The 18,096-nt window shown below is 65.5% G+C and carries 20 protein-coding genes; 12 read left to right on the top strand and 8 right to left on the bottom strand.

Annotation, left to right across the window (positions count from 1 at the left end):
• Positions 1 to 21: 21 nt before the first annotated feature.
• The 5 genes from ACLBKT_RS09885 to ACLBKT_RS09865 form a co-directional block, all read right to left on the bottom strand.
• Entirely contained in the window at positions 22 to 1,302 is a 1,281-nt protein-coding gene (locus tag ACLBKT_RS09885) for a pilus assembly protein CpaE (protein ID WP_410182744.1), read from the bottom strand.
• Positions 1,303 to 1,305: 3 nt separating this feature from the next.
• Entirely contained in the window at positions 1,306 to 1,983 is a 678-nt protein-coding gene (locus ACLBKT_RS09880) for a CpaD family pilus assembly protein (protein ID WP_410182743.1), read from the bottom strand.
• Positions 1,984 to 2,002: 19 nt separating this feature from the next.
• Entirely contained in the window at positions 2,003 to 3,589 is a 1,587-nt protein-coding gene (locus ACLBKT_RS09875) for a type II and III secretion system protein family protein (protein WP_410182742.1), read from the bottom strand.
• 86 nt (positions 3,590 to 3,675) lie between these two features.
• Entirely contained in the window at positions 3,676 to 4,800 is a 1,125-nt protein-coding gene (gene cpaB, locus ACLBKT_RS09870) for a Flp pilus assembly protein CpaB (RefSeq protein ID WP_410182741.1), read from the bottom strand.
• Between the two features lie 90 nt (positions 4,801 to 4,890).
• Complete coding sequence (locus ACLBKT_RS09865) at positions 4,891 to 5,376, bottom strand: prepilin peptidase (protein WP_410182740.1); 486 nt, start codon at positions 5,374 to 5,376, stop codon at positions 4,891 to 4,893.
• Positions 5,377 to 5,510: 134 nt separating this feature from the next.
• On the opposite strand from ACLBKT_RS09865, the gene ACLBKT_RS09860 reads away from it, so the two are divergent.
• The 3 genes from ACLBKT_RS09860 (at position 5,511) to ACLBKT_RS09850 (ending at position 7,799) form a co-directional block, all read left to right on the top strand.
• A complete protein-coding gene (locus ACLBKT_RS09860; RefSeq protein ID WP_410182739.1) occupies positions 5,511 to 6,449 on the top strand; it encodes an alpha/beta hydrolase in 939 nt (312 codons plus the stop codon).
• Entirely contained in the window at positions 6,446 to 7,561 is a 1,116-nt protein-coding gene (locus tag ACLBKT_RS09855; protein WP_410182738.1) for an NAD(P)/FAD-dependent oxidoreductase, read from the top strand. The genes ACLBKT_RS09860 and ACLBKT_RS09855 overlap by 4 nt, the downstream gene beginning before the upstream one ends.
• A gap of 61 nt (positions 7,562 to 7,622) precedes the next feature.
• Entirely contained in the window at positions 7,623 to 7,799 is a 177-nt protein-coding gene (locus tag ACLBKT_RS09850) for a YegP family protein (RefSeq protein ID WP_410182737.1), read from the top strand.
• A gap of 123 nt (positions 7,800 to 7,922) precedes the next feature.
• Here the strand turns inward: ACLBKT_RS09850 and rnhA are convergent, their stop codons facing one another.
• The 3 genes from rnhA to ispH are packed head-to-tail and all read right to left on the bottom strand — an operon-like array spanning position 7,923 to position 10,372.
• On the bottom strand, positions 7,923 to 8,366 hold the full coding sequence (gene rnhA, locus ACLBKT_RS09845; protein WP_410182736.1) for a ribonuclease HI: 444 nt from the start codon (positions 8,364 to 8,366) through the stop codon (positions 7,923 to 7,925).
• A 28-nt stretch (positions 8,367 to 8,394) separates the two neighbouring features.
• On the bottom strand, positions 8,395 to 9,363 hold the full coding sequence (locus tag ACLBKT_RS09840) for a homoserine kinase (protein WP_410182735.1): 969 nt from the start codon (positions 9,361 to 9,363) through the stop codon (positions 8,395 to 8,397).
• A 19-nt stretch (positions 9,364 to 9,382) separates the two neighbouring features.
• Entirely contained in the window at positions 9,383 to 10,372 is a 990-nt protein-coding gene (gene ispH, locus ACLBKT_RS09835) for a 4-hydroxy-3-methylbut-2-enyl diphosphate reductase (RefSeq protein ID WP_410182734.1), read from the bottom strand.
• A gap of 71 nt (positions 10,373 to 10,443) precedes the next feature.
• Here ispH and ACLBKT_RS09830 point away from each other — a divergent pair, with 71 nt between their 5' ends.
• The 9 genes from ACLBKT_RS09830 to tatC all read left to right on the top strand — a co-directional run bounded on the left by ACLBKT_RS09830 (position 10,444) and on the right by tatC (position 17,976).
• Positions 10,444 to 11,094: a hypothetical protein gene (locus ACLBKT_RS09830; protein WP_410182733.1), complete on the top strand. Its 651-nt coding sequence runs from the start codon at positions 10,444 to 10,446 to the stop codon at positions 11,092 to 11,094.
• Positions 11,095 to 11,290: 196 nt separating this feature from the next.
• The gene (gene argS / locus ACLBKT_RS09825; protein ID WP_410182732.1) at positions 11,291 to 13,039 is read left to right on the top strand and encodes an arginine--tRNA ligase; all 1,749 of its coding nucleotides are present in this window, start codon (positions 11,291 to 11,293) and stop codon (positions 13,037 to 13,039) included.
• A gap of 43 nt (positions 13,040 to 13,082) precedes the next feature.
• Complete coding sequence (locus tag ACLBKT_RS09820; protein WP_410182731.1) at positions 13,083 to 13,763, top strand: SPOR domain-containing protein; 681 nt, start codon at positions 13,083 to 13,085, stop codon at positions 13,761 to 13,763.
• Between the two features lie 142 nt (positions 13,764 to 13,905).
• Entirely contained in the window at positions 13,906 to 14,928 is a 1,023-nt protein-coding gene (gene nagZ / locus ACLBKT_RS09815) for a beta-N-acetylhexosaminidase (RefSeq protein ID WP_410182730.1), read from the top strand.
• On the top strand, positions 14,925 to 15,713 hold the full coding sequence (locus tag ACLBKT_RS09810; protein ID WP_410182729.1) for a segregation and condensation protein A: 789 nt from the start codon (positions 14,925 to 14,927) through the stop codon (positions 15,711 to 15,713). The genes nagZ and ACLBKT_RS09810 overlap by 4 nt, the downstream gene beginning before the upstream one ends.
• Complete coding sequence (gene scpB / locus ACLBKT_RS09805; protein ID WP_410182728.1) at positions 15,710 to 16,333, top strand: SMC-Scp complex subunit ScpB; 624 nt, start codon at positions 15,710 to 15,712, stop codon at positions 16,331 to 16,333. Before ACLBKT_RS09810 ends, scpB begins: the two co-directional genes overlap by 4 nt.
• A 107-nt stretch (positions 16,334 to 16,440) precedes the next feature.
• Positions 16,441 to 16,689, top strand: a complete 249-nt coding sequence (locus tag ACLBKT_RS09800) for a twin-arginine translocase TatA/TatE family subunit (RefSeq protein WP_410182727.1) — start codon at positions 16,441 to 16,443, stop codon at positions 16,687 to 16,689.
• Between the two features lie 38 nt (positions 16,690 to 16,727).
• A complete protein-coding gene (gene tatB, locus ACLBKT_RS09795) occupies positions 16,728 to 17,174 on the top strand; it encodes a Sec-independent protein translocase protein TatB (protein WP_410182726.1) in 447 nt (148 codons plus the stop codon).
• Positions 17,167 to 17,976 (top strand): twin-arginine translocase subunit TatC, encoded by an 810-nt coding sequence (tatC, locus tag ACLBKT_RS09790; RefSeq protein WP_410182725.1) that lies wholly within the window; start codon positions 17,167 to 17,169, stop codon positions 17,974 to 17,976. Before tatB ends, tatC begins: the two co-directional genes overlap by 8 nt.
• The last annotated feature ends 120 nt before the right edge of the window (positions 17,977 to 18,096 follow it).

Raw genomic sequence — 18,096 nt, 5'->3', positions numbered from 1 at the left:
CGCCGTGTGCGCAGATTTCGGTCAGTCGGCCTTGGTGAGGTCGACCTTGGGCTTCTTGGCGAGCATGGCCTTGAAATCGAAGTTGCCGAGCAGCGACTTCTTTTCTCCGCCCGTCGCGAGGGTGTCTTCGGTGCTCACGCCCATCACGCGCTCGGCGATTTGCCGGATCGCGGCGGTCGCCTTGCTGGAACGGTTGGCGTCGACGAACACCTGACCCAGCTTGGCCGCGTTCGAGGCCGCCTTGATATCGTAAGGCACAACAAAATCGACCTTGCGTTCGATCGAAGCCTCGAAATCGGCCTTGCTGATCTCGGCGAGAGCGGTCTGCACCTTGTTGGCGACAATCATCGGATGCGCATGGCTCGCGTTGGATTTGAGCCACGAGAGAATGCGGATCGTGTCGCGCGCCGAAGCCAGCGTCAGCTCGCAGGTCAGCACCACCAGATTCACGTCAGCCAGAAGCTGCGGGAAATTGATGAGCATGTTGCGGGGCAGGTCGATCACCGTCATTTCGAACGCCTGACGGAATTCATCCTCCAGCTGCACGAAGGCCGAACCATCGGTCATCAGCGGCTGATTGATCGGCGCTTCGGCGGACAGGATCGACAGGTTGTCACCGGCGCGCACCATCGCGCGCTCGATGAACAGCGGGTCGATGCGGCTCGGGTTTTCGATCGCGTCGGTCAGGCCCCGGCCCGGCTCCAGATCCAGCGCCAGCGCGCCGGTGCCGAAGTGGACATCGAGGTCGAGCAGGGCGGTCGCTGCCTTGTGCTGTTCGGCGAACAGCCATGCCAGCGACGTCGCCAGCGTCGAGGCACCCACACCGCCGCGCGTGCCGACCACGGCGGTCGAGATGTGGCGCTTGGCTGCATCGGCGTCGCCCGCCTTGGGCGACATGAACACAGCCAGCGCCTGATTGAGCGCATCATGCACCTGCTGCGCCGACAAGGGCTTGAGCAGGTAATCGTGGATCCCGCTCGACAGCAGGTCACGGTAAAGTCGCACGTCGTTGACCTGGCCAATGGCGATCACCACCGTGCCCGGCTCGCAGACTTCGGCGAGCGCGTTGATGTCGTTGAGCGGGTCACCGCTTTCCGACAGGTCGACCACGAGGATCGCCGGGCTGGCGCTGACCGAGAGCGATTGCACCGCGTTGCGCAGGCCGCCCTTGTTGCACTTTTCCGGCTGCCAGCCGAGTTCGATGACCACCGGACGCAGCACATCGAGCGCGCTGTCATCGCAGATATAGGCCGCGAAGGGATCACGATTGCCGGGCAGGCCCGATTTCCAGGGAGCATTCATGGCTTAGTTACCTCCTCCGCCGCCGGCAGCGGTGCCTGCGTCCTTCAGACCCGACTTGCCGGTCGGTTCCATTTCACGATAGGTCGAGATCGCCTTGTTCGAGGTGGCGATCACGGTTTCGCCGTCATTCTTCTTGCCTTCGAGCAGATCCTGCGGATCGGCGACCATGGCGGCGAGGTTGCTGTTGATCGCGCAGCCGTAGTTCGGGCTGAGACCGCTGGAATAGTTCATGTCCGACTTGGCCGACCAGTCCGGGCAGCCCGGCACGGTGGCGCTGGTGCGGGTGATGACCACGCGGGCCTGACCCGGCTGCACAAAGCCTGCGGTAACCGGCGCGGTTTCGCTGAGCATCAGACCAAAGCGCGCCGCCAGATCGCGGATCGCATTGGTGACAGCCGGGTTCTGGCTCGGGTTCTCGATCGCGATGCGATCCCCGTAGCGCAGGTCCATCGTCTCGAACCAGCCATTGAGGCGCTGCTGTTCCGAGATCGGCAGGCCAGACGTGGTGGTGGTGACGTCGAGCGTCATGTTGGTGCGTTCCACCACCGGCACCTTGGTGCTGTAGAGGGTGGTGTTGGTGGGCATCCCGCCGCAGCCGGCAAGGCCGAGGCCCAGCGTCAGCGCAAACGCGAGATTGGCCACATGATATTGGGGGCGCTTGGTGGGTCGTGCAATCGGCATCGTGGTCACCTTTCTCACGTTAGAGGCTGAAGCCCGGGGTCGCGGAGCTGGCTTCGCGTTCCTCACGGCGGTTCTTCTTGTCGGCGCGGCGCGGCTTTTCCGGCTGCGTCGGGACGATCGCCGACGGGTCGGCTGCGCTCACCTTGGGCTGCGGGGCATCCTGGCCACCGGCAACCGGGCCGGGGCGCTGTTCGCCCGAGACGCCTGCGTTGTCCTGAAACCCGAGGAACTGCTGCAGCTCGTTGGCGGAACGGAAGCCATCAGTCGGCAGCTTGATGTCCGCGGCGTTGACCGGCTTGACCAGATAGGGGGTGACGATGATCACCAATTCGGTCTCGCCCTTGCGGAACTGACGGCTGCGGAACAGGTTGCCGAGGATCGGCACGTCGCCCAGACCCGGCGCCTTTTCGAGCTGATTCTGCGAGTTGGCGCTCATCAGGCCGGCGATCATGAAGCTCTGGCCTGAACCCAGTTCAACCGTGGTTTCAGTCCGGCGGGTGGTGATCGCGGGAACCTGGAAGCCGTTGAGCGTGATCGCGCCTTGGGTCGAGAGTTCCGACACTTCGGGACGCACGCGCATCGAGATGCGGCCGTTCGACAGCACGGTCGGAGTGTAGGCGAGGCTCACGCCGAACTGGCGGAACTGCACCGTCACCTGGCCAAGGCCCTGAGCGATCGGGATCGGGAATTCACCGCCCGCAAGGAAGGTGGCGGTTTCGCCCGAAAGTGCAGTCAGGTTCGGTTCGGTGATGGTGGTCACCAGACCCAGACGCTCGGTCAGATCGAGCGCGCCGAGCATGTTGAGCCCGAACAGCTTGCCGAGGCCGGCAATTGATGTGCCGCCCTGCGTGTCGACCGACGGGCCGACGATTTCCGTGCCGTCGGGCAGGGTGATCGCGGTTTGCGCTGCGCCATTGCCGACACCGAGCGGGCCGCCGTAGCTGAATTCTTCACCACCGATCGACCGGCCGTTGCCCACGCCGAAGCGGAAGCCGCTGGTGGCGTCGGCCATCTGCAGGTTGCCGCCGATTTCGCGGACGAGGCTGCGGCTGACTTCAGCGAATTTGACGTGCAGGTTGACCTGCAGCGGGGTCGCGGTCTTCAGACGGCTGATGACGTTGGCCTCTTCGCCGAGGAAGGCGGTGACGAGGCGTTCGGCCTCGGCCGCATCTTCCGGTGCACCCACAGTTCCGGTCAGCAGCACGGTGTTGGCGCCCATGGTCGACACGCTGACCTTGGCATCGGGCATCGCCATCGCGAGCATCTGGTCGATGCTGCCGATGTTCGATCCGACCCGGATGTTGGCCGAGAAGATCACATCACCGCGTTCGTTGCTGGCGTAGATCGTGGTTTCACCGCCGGCCTTGCCGAAGACGTAGAGCTGACGCTGCGACTTCACCTGAACATCGGCGACGGCATCATTGGCGACGAACACATCGGCCATGTTGCCCGGCACCGTCACCAGCTCGCCCTTGCCGATCGACAGGACGATTTCCTGCGCCGGGCTGACAACCTGCTGCGCGGTGGCAGTGGCCGCCGGCATCGCTGCCATCGGCACTGCGGCAATAGCAGCCACCAGCAGCTTGATCTTGAAATTGCGTGTCATGGTTTGCCCCCCTTCGGGTTTGCCACGGGTTGCCTGGAAAGCAGGCAAGCGATGGGTCATGGTCTTCAACATGGTCCTGATGCCTCTCAGTTGATCACGGTCGCACCGGCGGCGGGCAGTCTTTGCCCGGCGCGGCGCACACCGCTCGACTGACTGGAGAGGATCGCGGTGCCATTGGCCTTGGCGCTTACCGCGGTTTCTTCGGTTTCCTTGCCGCGGGTCACGCGGACGCTGGGACCGCGATAGACCGGTGCGGCGTTGCCATCCGAGCCACCCGAACGGGCCGGGGCAGGAGCAGCCGCAGGAGCCGCCTGCTGCTGGCCTTGCGACTGGCCCTTGGGCGGCACAGTCGAACGCTGGAAGCGCGAGACATCGCCGCCGGTGACATAGGTGGTGCCCTTGTCGATCGGACGACCCATCGCGGCCTTGAGCATCTTTTCTTCCATTTCCGGCGTGGCATTGGCCGGCAGCTGGACATCGCCAGAGGCGACAGCACGCTCAAGTTCGGCCGGGCTGTCCGCAAGCGAGCGCAGCACCAGGCTGATCGTGCCGATGGTCTGGGCGACCGCGACCTTTTCCGCGATCTTCGGCGTCACTTCGATGGTAACGGTGCGGAATTCGCTCACCACGGTCTTGCCGTTTTCGTCGGTGGTCTTTTCAACCGTCTGGTCGGTCGCCAACACCCGCAGGTTGCGCAGCACCGTTTCTGCCGTGCGCAGCGTGCAATTGTCGCAGTCCCCCGAAACTTCCTGGGTCAGCACGAGGTCAACCCGGTCGCCAGCGAAGACGAAGCCTGCCACCCCGGTCGTCGCCGACACCGGAACGGTGACAGCGCGCATGCCCGGCCCGAGCGCCGCAGCGAGGAAGCCGCGATCGCCCGGCGCGACGAGCGAGCCCTGGGTGACCGGCTCACCGGCGGTGATCGGATAGCGGACCACGGTGCCCAGCAGCTTGTTCATTTCGGCTTCGCCGTCGATGAAGTAAGCATCCTGCACCAGTTCCTTGGGCCAGGGCTGGAAGCCCAGAGCGTCGGCGGTGATGATGGTGCCTGCCGTCAGCGCCCGCTTGGCAACCAGCACGCGCGGCCCGGTGGGCACAGCGGCTTCGGCAGCGGGGGCAGAGCCTCCGGTGAACATGCTGCGTGCAGCAATCGCCGTCCCGATCGCGATGATCAGCGCTCCGAGCAGCAGAACCAGTTTCTTCCTATCCATGGCTCAAATAGCCCCCTCGTAAATGCCCTTGGTTTGGTTAGCGGGCGGGTATGGTTGCGATACGTAAGTCTTGACTGGTTAAAATCGGGTTCACGCCGCCTGAGCTGCCATTGCGCCGCCCGGCAGGTAGTTGACCGCCAGCACCCACAGCCCGCCAAAAGCGATCGCCACGCCGTAGGGAATCTTGAGCTTGTCGCGCTCGCGGCGGATGGTGTGCCAGCCGACCATCACGATCGTCAGCGCGCCGCCTGCCAGTGCCATCACCAGCAGCAGTTCCATGAAGTGATAGGGCGTGATCCACAGCGCCAGCGCGGTCAGCAGCTTCACATCGCCGCCACCCATCATGCGGAGCGCGAACATCCCGGCAAAGACGGCAAAGGCGACAAGCGCCACGCCAAGCTGGATCGCGACATCGGGCCATAGCGACAATCCGCTCGCCCACCAGAATACCGGCGCGCCGAGCGCGATCGCGGCATTCAGCCAGTTGTCGATCTGGCGGCGCCTCATGTCCGTAAACGCGGCAAAGACCAGCGCAATTGCCAAGGCGATCAGCAGACCGTAGGAAATGGAATTCATCGACTTCGTGCCCCCGACGCGAACCCTCGCGAGATGCGCGGGCCGTCCTTCAATGGGACACTGCTACAGGTTATGACTTACCAAATAGTAACCACGACAAACGGCATCCGACCGGAGCATATGGGAGCGCGGCCATGATTGATCGCCGGGCGATCCCGCCCTACGCGCAGGAAAGCATGTGGGCCGCCGCAGATGGTCATGCCGTGCGCCGGATCGACTGGCCGGGCGGTGCTGTGCCGCGCGGCTCTATCCTGTTTCTTCCCGGGCGCGGCGACTTCTACGAAAAATACCTCGAGACGCTGGACGAATGGCACCGCGCAGGGTGGCGCGTGACCGCGTCAGACTGGCGCGGGCAGGCGGCATCGGGGCGGCTCGGCAGGGATGCGGTCACAGGCCACATCGAGGATTTCGGCATCTGGGTCGATGATCTGGCCCACCTGTGGGAGCGCTGGGTCACCGAAACCCCGGGGCCGCATGTGCTGGCGGCCCATTCGATGGGCGGCCATATCGTGCTGCGCGCGCTGGTGGCTGGACGGGTCAAGCCGGACGCCGTGGTGCTGAGCGCGCCGATGACCGGCATGAACGGCCCGCCGCTGCCGCTGGCGATGCTCCACCGGGTGGCGCAGACCATGTGCCGGATCGGCGACCCGCTGCGGCAGGCGTGGAAATGGAGCGAAAAGCCGGGCGAGCTTCCCGCCGCGCGCTCGCATCTGCTCACCCATGATCCGGTGCGCTATGCCGATGAGCAATGGTGGCGTGACCACCGCCCGCAGCTGGTCATGGGGCCGGCCAGCTGGCGCTGGGTTGAGCGGGCCTATGCCTCCTGGCGGGTGCTGGACGCTCCCGGCGCGCTGGAAGCGGTGGACGTGCCGGTGCTGATTATCTCGACCGCGTCCGACAAGCTGGTCAGCCACGCCGCCAACCTCAAGGCGGCCAAGCGGCTGCCCAAGGGCGAGTTGATGGCCTTGGGCGCCGAGGCTCATCACGAAGTGCTGCGCGAGGAAGATGCGGTGCGGGACCCGATCATGGCGAGAATTGCCGACTTCCTCGACCGGACGGCGCCGCGGGCATGATCTACGATATCGCCATCATCGGGGCCGGCATGGCGGGCGCGAGCCTGGCGGCGGAACTTGCACCCCATGCCCGCGTGCTGCTGCTCGAAGCGGAGGATGCGCCGGGGTATCACGCCACGGGGCGCTCGGCCGCGTTCTGGGAGGAATGCTATGGCGGCCCCGGCGTGGTGCCGCTTACGCTGGCCTCGGGCACCTATCTCGGCGAGCACGGTTTCCTGACCCCGCGCGGCGCGCTCTATGTCGGGCGGGGGGAGGACCGGGCGAAGATGGATGACCATGTCGCGACCTTCGCAGGAACCGGCGTCACCATCGAACGCCTCAACCCGGCAGAGCTGGCGGACAAGGTGCCGCATATCCGCCCAGACTGGACCGAAGCGCTGCACCAACCCGCCTGCGCGGATATCGACGTGGCGGGGCTGCACCAGCATTATCTCGGCACCTGCCGCCGGCTGGGCGTGGAGATCGTCTGCCGGGCACAGGTCCGTGGCCTTGTGCGTACAAGTGGGGCTTGGACCATTACGGCGGAGCGCGGGGAGACGTGGCGTGCGGCCACCATCGTCAATGCGGCCGGAGCGTGGGCGGACACCATCGCGCGCCTCGCCAGCGTTCGCCCCATCGGTATCGCGCCGTTCCGCCGCACCGTCGCGGTCCTGCGCGTGGCACCGCTAGCCCCTGCCGATCTGCCACTGGTGCTCGACATCAATGGTGGCTTCTATTTCAAGCCCGACGCCGGACGCCTGTGGCTCAGCCCGCATGACGAAATCCCCAGCGAACCCTGTGACGCCGCGCCCGAGGAGCTCGATGTCGCCATCGCCATCGACCGCTTCCAGCAAGTCACGGACTGGCGGATCGAAGCGGTCGAGCGGCGCTGGGCGGGCCTCAGGAGCTTTGCGCCGGATCGCCTGCCGGTCTACGGCTTCGATGCCGATGCCGAGGGTTTCTTCTGGTTCGCAGGCCAAGGAGGCTTCGGCATCCAGACCGCGCCTGCCGCCGCGCGGCTGGGGGCGCAATTGCTGCTGGGGCATGGTGCCGATGCCATGACCGCGGCCATCAATCCGGCCATGTATGCTCCCGCGCGTTTGGCCGCGCAGGCCGAAGCGTTAAGCGTCTAGCCAAGCCGACGGCCTTCTGGCATTTCCCTGATCTTGATTAACCACATGGGAGGGAAAACCGATGGCGCACACGTTTGAGATCTACAAGGATAACGCGGGCGAGTTCCGGGTGCGGTTCAAGTACAACTCGGAAGTGATGTTCTCGACTCAGGGCTATTCGAGCAAGGCGAGCGCGCAGAACGCGATCGACTCGATCAAGAAGAACGGCCCCGGCGCCCCGGTTGAAGACAACAGCTGATTTTCGTCGCTCGTCCTTGCGAGGAGCCGAAGGCGACGAAGCAATCCATGGCTTGAACGGCCCGCATGGCGCGCGCCTGATTGATGGATTGCTTCGCTCCGCTCGCAAGGACGAGGCCGGGCGCTAGGTTGCCGCCCGCGCCTTTTCCGCCTCGGCACTCGCCAGCGCATCGACCCGGTCATTTTCCGGGTGGCCGTTGTGGCCCTTGACCCAGTGCCAGGTGATCTGGTGCGGGCGGGCGGCTTCGATCAGATCGTGCCACAGATCGGCATTGCGTACCGGTTTCTTGCTGGCATTGACCCAGCCATTGCGCTGCCAGCCGTGGATCCACTTGTTCATCCCGTCGAGCACATATTTGCTGTCGGAATAGAGATCGACCTTGCACGGCTCGATCAGGGCATTCAGCCCTTTGATCGCGGCCGTCATTTCCATGCGGTTGTTGGTCGTGTCCGGCTCTCCGCCCGACAGCTCCTTTTCGTGCGGGCCCATCCGCAGCAGCACGCCCCAGCCGCCCGGGCCGGGATTGCCCTTGCAGGCACCGTCGGTGAAGATTTGGACATGTTTCATGCCACTCCCCTATGGCGGCTCGGGGCGATCACGCAAGCAGGCCGTCGCCCGCCTGGTCGTAGAACTGCCAGCGGCGCGCGAATTGCATCGGATCCTTGCGGGTGACGAGCGCGTCGTCCGGGGTGTCGAGCCAGTCTTCGGCGCGGCTGGCGACGAACCGCAGACACGCGCCTTTGGCGACATCGGCAAAGCGCGCGCGTTCCGCGGTTTCGAGCGGGCGGACGCTCTGATAGCCTTGCACCAGTGCCGCGCCGCAATCTGGGCGATAGGCATTGGCCCCGTCGAAGCACCATGCCGCGTGGGTCACTGCCAGGTCGAGCACCATCGGCCCCGTGCAGGCGAAGTAGAAATCAATCAGGCCCGTCACCCGGTCGCCCAGCATCAGCACATTGTCGGGGAACAGGTCCGTATGGGTCTGCGACTGCGGGAGCGCCGACAGATCGAGCGCGGCGGCGGTGCGGGCATGATCCAGCATCGCGGGCAGGGCGGGATCGATGGTCGCCAGCCGCTCTGGTCCGCACGTCTCCAGAATTGCGGCGGTCGCGGCAAAGTCCATCGCATTGGCGCGGGTGCGGGGGAAATCCTCCGCCGCCAGATGCAGCCGCGCCAGCACCTCGCCCACGGCACGCGCCTGTGTCGGTGTGGGGCGGGTGGGGGAGACGCCGGGGAGAAATTCGATCAGCGCCGCCGCCTTGCCTTCGACCATGCGGAACGACGCGCCATCGCGGTCGTGCATGGTGCGCGGCACCGGGCAGCCCTTTGCCGCCAGGTGATCGAGCAGGTCGAGGAAATAGGGCAGATCGGCATAATCGATCCGCCGTTCATAGAGCGTCAGGATGAAGCGTGCGCCGGACCCATCGCGCCCCGTGGTCTCCACCAGCCAGTTGGAATTGGACACGCCCTCGGCAATGCCCTTGGCCGAAACCAGCTCGCCCACGTCATATTGCGCGATCAGCCGGGCGAGATCCTCCGCCCCGAGATGGGTATAAACCGCCATGCCCCCCTCCGCCGGACAACTATTCGGTCAGCTGGCGCGGCAGCTTGAACACCATCTTCTCGACCGTGGCGGTGATTTCCTTCTCGTGGATCGTGCGGCGCTCCGCCAGTGCGGAGACCACCTCGCGCACCAGCACTTCGGGCGCGGAGGCCCCTGCGGTAAGGCCGAGGGTTTCGACGCCCTCCAGCCACGCAAAGTCGATTTCCGCCGCACGCTGGATCAGCTTGGCGGGGGTGCCCAGCCGCTCCGACACTTCGACCAGTCGCAGCGAATTGGATGAATTGGGCGCGCCGATCACCAGCACCAGATCGCAATCATGCGCCAGTTCCTTCACGGCAGCCTGGCGGTTGGAGGTGGCATAGCAGATGTCTTCGGCGCGCGGGCCGGAGATGTTGGGATAGCGCCATTCGAGCGCTTGAATCACTTCGCGCGTGTCGTCGACCGACAGGGTGGTCTGCGTGAGGTAGGACAATTCCTCGTCCGCATCGAAGGGCAGCTTGTCGACATCCTCGATCGTCTCGACCAGCGTCATCTGACCCGGTTCGACCTGCCCCATCGTGCCGATCACTTCGGGGTGGCCTTCATGGCCGATGAAGATGATGTGCCGACCCTTTTCGATCTGGCGTTCGGCCTGACGGTGGATCTTGCTCACCAGCGGGCAGGTGGCATCGACATAGAGCAGCTGGCGGCGCCGCGCCTCGGCCGGGACGGCCTTGGGCACACCGTGGGCACTGAACACCACCGGCGCATCGTCGGGCACCTCGTCCAGCTCCTTGACGAAGATCGCGCCCTTGGCCTTCAATTGCTCCACGACATACTTGTTGTGGACGATTTCGTGCCGGACATAGACCGGCGAGCCATAGCGTTCGAGCGCCTTTTCGACGATCTCGATCGCCCGGTCGACCCCGGCGCAGAACCCGCGCGGTGCAGCGATCAGCAGGTTGAGGGGCGGGCGCTCGGCAGCGGTATCTGCGGTGGCGGCATCGGATGCTTGAAAGGGCGCGTTCATGTCGCTCCCTCTAGCGCTTTCATCACGTCCTCGCTAGGGCGCACGGGATCGTAAATTCGAGGACGGCTTTGATGATGCTTCGCGCACGCGCCTTTTTTGCCCTTTCCGCCGTGGCGACGCTCGCGGCCTGTTCGAACGAGGGCGAGCTGGTGATCGATCAGGGCGTCGGTATCGCCAGTGTGCTGACCCTGTGCCCGTCGGTCGGCATCCCCGACTACACCGGCGACGTCACCACCTTCCGCAACCCGGCGGACACGACCACGGCCAGCCTCGATGTCAGCGCGGCGATGACCAATCTGCGCGCCACCTGCAACGACACCGGCGAACAGGTCTATTCCGAGGCGACCTTCACCGTGAACGCGCGCCGCAGCGACACCCGCGGCGCGCGCACGGTCGAACTGCCCTATTTCGTCACCGTCCTGCGCGGCGGCAGCGCGGTGGTGACCAAGCGGGTCGGCACCGTGACTCTCGCCTTCGCCGATGGGCAGGAACGCGCCAGCGCGAGCGGCAAGGCCGGAAGCTACATCAACCGCGCCGACGCCGCGCTGCCTGAGGATATTCGCGAAAAGATCACCCGACGACGCCGCGCCGGCGACACCGAAGCGGCGCTCGATCCCTTGGCTGATCCCGAAGTGAAGGCCGCCATCGCTCGCACGCGCTTCGAAATGCTCGTCGGCTTCCAGCTGACCGAGGCGCAGCTGGCGTATAATGTGACGCGCTGACGTTTTCCGCACGCCCTCCGGCGTGCGAAATCCTCGCTCATGCGGCCTGAAGGCCGCGTCGCTGCGGGCGGCCGGTCGGCCTTGCGGTCACTTCGTGACCGTTTGCCTCGTCACACATCCCCGTCCCGGGCTTGACCCGGGACCCCGCTTCCTATCTTGCACGCGCGATATTCCGCGCACATCGCACGAGACAACCATGACCCAACCCAAGACCCTCTACGCCGCCCACGCCGCGCTGATCGAAACCGTGCTGACCGATCTGGTCGCCGAAGGTGTGCTGCCGGCGGGCACCAGCTTCGCCAACGTCACGCTCGAACCGCCGCGCGATGCGTCGCATGGCGATCTGGCGACCAACGCCGCGATGGTGCTCGCCAAAGGCGCGGGCATGAACCCGCGCGCCTTGGCCGAGGCGATCACGGCCAAGCTCACCGCGTGTCCCTCCATCACCAGCGCCGACATCGCCGGGCCGGGCTTCATCAACCTGCGGCTCGCACCGCAAGCGTGGCTCGATGAATTGCAGGCGATCGTTGCGCTTGGCGATGATTACGGCCGCTCCACCATGGGCGAGGGCCGCAAGGTCAATGTCGAATATGTCTCGGCCAACCCCACCGGCCCGATGCACATGGGCCATTGCCGCGGCGCGGTGGTGGGCGATGCGCTCGCGGGCTTGCTGGAGTTTGCGGGCCACAAGGTCATCAAGGAATATTACGTCAACGATGCCGGTGCGCAGGTCGATGTGCTCGCCCGCTCGGTGCATATGCGGTATCGCGAGGCACTGGGGGAAGAGATTGCCATCCCCGAAGGGCTCTATCCGGGTGACTATCTCGTGCCGGTCGGCCAGCAGCTCGCCGCCGAGTTCGGCGACACATACGCCGCCGCGCCCGAGGGCGAGTGGCTGATCCTGTTCCGCACCCGCGCGGTGGCGGCGATGATGGACATGATCCGCGCCGATTTGGCGACGCTCGGCATCCAGCACGACCTGTTCTCGTCCGAAGCCGAGTTGCAGGCTTCGGGCAAGGTCGATGCCGCCGAGGCGTGGCTGCGCGAACATGACCTTGTCTATGATGGCGTGCTCGAAGCCCCCAAGGGCAAGGCCCCGCCCGAGGATTGGGAGCCGGTGCAGCTGCCGCTGTTCCGTTCGACCAAGTTCGGCGACGATCAGGATCGCCCGATCAAGAAGTCGAACGGCGCGTGGACCTATTTCGGCGCGGACTTGGCCTACCATTTCCAGAAGGCGCAGACTGCCGACGCACTGGTCGACATCTGGGGCGCGGATCACGCCGGGACGGTGAAGCGGATCAAGGCCGCGGTCGCCGCGTTGACCAGCGCCGATGGCGCTGCGCCCAAGCCGTTCGAGGTCAAGCTCGTCCAGATGGTGCAGCTGATGAAGGGCGGCCAGCCGTTCAAGATGTCGAAGCGCGCGGGCAATTTCGTCACGCTGGCGGACGTGGTCGACATGGTCGGCAAGGACGTGGTGCGCTTCACCATGCTCACCCGCAAGCCCGACGCACAGATGGATTTCGATTTCGACAAGGTGGTCGAAGCCTCGAAGGACAATCCGGTGTTCTATGTGCAATATGCCCATGCCCGGATCCGTTCGACGTTACGCAAGGCAGCTGACGCCGGGCTATCACCGTCTGACGCAGATATCGCGCGGCTTGGCGCTGAAGAAATGGCGCTGATCGCCCGGGCGGCGCAGTTCCCGCGCGAGATCGAGGCCGCAGCCCGCGCCCGCGAACCGCACCGGATCGCGTTTTATCTCTATGATCTGGCGGCTGATCTCCATTCCTACTGGAATCTGGGTAACGACCGGCCGGAAAAGCGCTTCATCGTGGAACAGGATCCAGAGCTGACCGCGGCGAGGCTTTTCCTCGGCAGCGCAATCGGGCAAGTGATCAAGGGCGGGCTCGCCGTGTTAGGCGTCGAGGCTGTCGAGAGTATGTGACCGGAAGTTTTTGGCTCTTCCGGGGGGGAAGCGAAAGATCACCATGATCGAGGCTGAGTACGAAGAACTGAACGACGAGGGCGGCGAACTGGATCTTGCCAGCACCGACAGCTTGCCGTGGCTCGAATCCGATGAGGATGAGAGCGACGCCGGTGGGCTGGATCCGGGGCAGATCATGCTGTTCGCCGCGGCGCTGGTGGTGTTGCTCGGCGCGGTGGTTGGCGGGGTGTGGTTCATCTCGAACCGGGCCGCGGGCGGTGATGTGGTTGCCGATGGCAGCGTGATCCCTGCGCCCGAAGGCCCGGTCAAGCAGCGCCCCGATGATCCGGGCGGCAAGGAATTCGCCGGTACCGGCAATGTCGCGCCCGTGGTGGGCGAGGGCGGCTCGCGTCCGGCAGTGGTGGCCGATGGTCCCGCTCCGACACCGAGCGCTGTGCCCAAGCCGAGCGTCTCGACCGTCCCCATGAAGGTTCCGACCGCGGGCGACATCCCCGGCGTCGGCGTGCAGCTTGCCGCTTACGGCACCCGCGCCCGCGCCGAACAGGGTTGGGGCGACGTCACGCGCCGCACCGATGCCTTGACCGGGGTCAAGTACCGGATCGTCGAAGGCAAGGTCGATATCGGCACGGTCTATCGCTTGCAGGCTGTGGCGGGCAGCCGCGCCGAGGCGGATCGGTTGTGCGCGGCGCTGAAGGCTGACGGGGTCGATTGCCAGGTCAAGTGAACGCCCATGCCGGTGGCGGGGCCGTTGCAGGGTCATAGGCGGGTTATTGCAGTCCTTGCGCGTGCAATGTGCGGTTTTTCCCCGTTCTTGACCCCCTCTTGCCCTTGCTAGACCCCCGCCAGCCTGCGATTTTGCGCCCGCTATGATTCCGGCAATATTCGGCCTCAGCGGCCCGCACCTGACAGCGGACGAACGCGCCTTTTTCCGCGAGGCGGACCCGGCGGGCTATATCCTGTTCGGACGCAATTGTGTCGATCCCGAGCAGCTGCGCGCGCTGACGGACGAACTGCGCAGCATCCATGGGCGGGAGCGCCTGCTGGTCTCGATCGATCAGGAAGGCGGCCGGGTGGCGCGGCTCAGGCCACCGCTGTGGGCGGGCTATCCATCGGGTCAAGCCTTTGAGAAATTGTACGAAATCTCGCCCGCCAGCGCGATCGAAGCGGCGCGCGCCAATGCTACGGCGATGGGGCTGGAACTGTCCGCCATGGGCATCACAGTCGACTACCACCCCCCGCTCGACCTGCGGGTGCCGGGTGCCCACGATGTGATCGGCGACCGCGCCTTCGGGGCGGATCCGATGCAAGTCGCGGCGCTGGGCAGGGCGGTGCTCGAAGGGCTGGCGGCGGGCGGCGTGACCGGGTGCATCAAGCATATGCCCGGCCACGGCCGCACCGATGTCGACACGCACAAGGCCCTCCCGACCGTGACGGCGTCGGTTGAGGAATTGGAAGACGACCTCATCCCGTTTCGCACACTGAATCATGCGCTTATCGGCATGACCGGACATCTCGTCTTCACCGCGTGGGACGCCGAGAACCCGGCGACTCTCTCCCAAACCGTGATCCGCGATGTGATCCGCGGGTCGATCGGGTTTGATGGCCTGCTGCTGACCGACGATATTGACATGGAGGCATTGGGCGGCAGCATCCCTGAACGCGCTGCGCGTGCTCACGCGGCGGGGTGCGATATCGTGCTCAATTGCTGGGCGAAAATGGACGACATGCAGGGCATCTGCGAGGTACTTCCCGCCATGTCCGATGCCATCGCCGCGCGGCTCGACCGCGCGCTGGCGGACACTCGCATCGCGGCGAGCATTGCGCCTGAAGCGGCTGAATTGCTGGCGAAACGCGACGCCTTGCTGGCGCTCGCCGGCACTCCCGCATGAGCGCTGACGAACCCTTCATGTTCCCGTCCGACGCCGGCCGGGCGGACACGGACGCGCTCTATCTGGAGCTGGACGGCTGGGAAGGCCCGCTCGACCTGCTGCTTGATCTGGCGCGGAGGCAGAAGGTTGATCTGCGGCAGATTTCGATCCTTGCGCTGGTCGACCAATACCTGACCTATATAGAGCGCGCCGGGGCGATGAAGCTGGAGCTGGCCGCCGATTACCTCGTGATGGCGGCATGGCTCGCCTACCTCAAATCCGCGATGCTGCTGCCCAAGGCCGAGCAGGAAGACCCGTCACCTGAAGAACTCGCCCTGCGCCTGCAACTGCGGCTGCAACGCCTTGGCGCGATGCGGGAGGCGGCGGCGCGGTTGATGGGGCGGGATCGGATCGGGCGCGATGTGTTTCTGCGCGGGGCGCCTGAAGGCCTGCGCACCGACCGCAAGACCGTGTGGCGCAGCGATATCTTCTCGCTGATCCAGGCCTATGGGCAGGTCAAGGCGCGCACGGCGCCGCGCATCTATCACGTCGTCAATCGTCCGGTGATGACGCTGGATTCCGCGCTGGAGCGGGTCTCGGCGATGCTGGGCGTGACGCTGGAATGGATGGAAATCAGGGACTTCCTGCCGCCCCACGCTTCGCCGGAACTGAAGCGTTCGGCGCTGGCATCCAGCTTCGTCGCGGCGCTGGAATTGGCCAAGCGGGGCCGGGCCGAGATTGCACAGGACGGCGCCTTCACCCCCCTGCGCATTCGCCGTCTGAAAGAAGGGGCCGTCGCCGCATGAGCGACGAGCCGGGCACTCTCGAACGCGCCGTGGAAGCCACGCTGTTCGCGTCGGAGGAGCCGCTGACGGTCGATGCGCTGGCCGCTCATCTTGGCGGCATAGCGCCGGGAGATGTGCAGGACGCGCTGGCAATGCTCGAAGTGCGTTACCGCCTGCGCGGCGTGCATCTGGTCGAGCGCGGCAAGCGCTGGCATTTCGAGACCGCGCCCGATCTTGCCCACCTGCTCCGCCGCGAGAAGGAGCAGGTCCGCCGCCTCAGCCGCGCGGCGACCGAGGTGCTGGCGATCATCGCCTATCACGAGCCTGTCAGCCGCGCGGAAATCGAATCGATCCGCGGCGTGCAGACCAGTGCGGGCACCCTGGACGTGCTGATGGAGGCGGGCTGGATCAAGCTTGCCGGTCGCCGCGAAGTACCGGGCCGCCCGGTGATCTATGCCACCACGCCCGAGTTTCTCGACCACTTCGGCCTCGCCAGCCGCCGCGATCTGCCGGGGATCGACGAGTTGCGCGCGGCCGGGTTGCTCGATCCGGTGGACGAGGCGATGGAGGCCGCCATGCGCTTCGATCCTGACGAGGCCGACGAAAGCGATGGGGCAGACGACGAGAATCTCGCGGACTGACTCGCATTTGCCAAAGGCTTGCCCTAAATGAGCCTCTAGCGAACGCCGGACAGCGATCCGGCCATGCGGCACCCACGTACCCCCGCCGCAGTTCAGGAGTTGAGACCATGGGTTTTTCGTCGATTTGGCACTGGGTCATTGTCCTGCTGATCGTGTTGATCCTGTTCGGACGCGGCCGCATCGCCGAGATGATGGGCGATTTCGGCAAGGGCATTTCCAGCTTCAAGAAGGGCCTCAACGAGACCGAGGACACCGCCGCCAAGGCGGTTCGGATCGAGCCGCCTGCCGCAGCGCCTGCTCCGACCGAAGCGCCGACTGCCGCTCCAGCCGACAAGACCGACACCACCGGCGCCTGATTTCTCCCTCCTGAGGAGGCGGCAGGGCCGCATCTGACATGTTCGATATCGGCGTTGGAGAACTGCTGGTCATTGTGATCGTCGCGGTCGTGGTGATCGGGCCGAAAGACCTGCCGCTTGCCATGCGCACGGCGGGCCGCTGGATTGGCAAGATGCGCCGGATCTCCGCCCATTTCCGCTCCGGCATCGACACCATGGTGCGCGAGGCCGAACTGGAGGAAATGGAAAAGAAGTGGAAGGCGCAGAATGAGGAGATCATGCGCCGTTCCGCTGCGCTGACTGAAGCCGAAGCTGGCGCACCGGTGATGACCGGCCCCCCGCCGGTGGAGGCGCCGCCGGTCACAGCGCCGTCGCTCGAAAAGGCGCCGGCCGAGACCGCCCCGACCGATGCGCCCGCCGCTGACCCGACCCCAGAAACGACCGCACAGCCGTTGGCGCAGATGCCTACGCCTGAACCTGCGGCAAAGGGGAGCGCCGATGTTTAAGGTTGAGGATCTCGACGAAACCCGCGCGCCGCTGCTTGATCACCTGATCGAGCTACGCACCCGTGTGATCCGCGCGCTGCTGGCGCTGGCGGTGGGGTTTGCTGTCTGCCTCTATTTCGCGGACGAGATTCTCGGCATTCTGGTCTGGCCGCTGAAGCAGGCCTTCCCGGCAGGTGAGGGGCAGCTGATCTTCACCAAGCTGCCGGAAGTCTTCTTTGTCGAGCTGAAGGTCGCGCTGTTCGCGGGCTTCATGGTCAGTTTCCCGATCATCGCCAACCAGCTCTGGGCCTTCGTCGCGCCCGGCCTTTATGCGCGCGAGAAGAAGGCGTTTCTGCCGTTTCTGTTCGCAACCCCGGTGCTGTTCGCAGCGGGCGCTTCGCTCGCCTATTTCGTGGTGATGCCGACCGCCTTCACCTTCTTCCTCGGCTTCGGGGGGACGGCAGGGGGGCTGGATGTGCAGGCGTTGCCGAGCGCGGGTGACTATCTCAACCTCGTGATGCAGTTCATCCTTGCCTTCGGGTTGACGTTCCTGCTGCCGGTGCTGCTGTTGCTGCTGCACCGCGCCGGGATCATCAGTCGCGATCAGATGGTGGCCGCGCGGCGTTATGTGATCGTCGGGATTTTCATCATCGCCGCCATCGTGACGCCGCCGGATCCGGGCTCGCAGATCATTCTGGCAATCCCGCTGTGGCTGCTGTTCGAAGCCTCGCTGCTGCTGATGCGCTTTCAGGAGAAAGCCGTGGCGGCAGACAAGGCCGCGCGGGAGGCGGAACTGGCAGCGCAGCAGGCGGCGGCGGAGTGAATTTCCTGTGCCTCCCCGTCCCGAAGGGATGGGGAGGGGAACCGCCCGCGGAGCGGGTGGTGGAGGGGGACGAGTGTGTCGCTACACCCCTCCGTCAGCCGCCTGCGGCGTCTGCCACCT

Origin of the sequence: Erythrobacter sp. W302b, from assembly GCF_046452395.1 — a bacterium.
GTDB lineage: Bacteria > Pseudomonadota > Alphaproteobacteria > Sphingomonadales > Sphingomonadaceae > Erythrobacter.
Note: the sequence above shows the minus strand (reverse complement) of the source record. Positions and strands in the feature narration are given on the sequence as shown.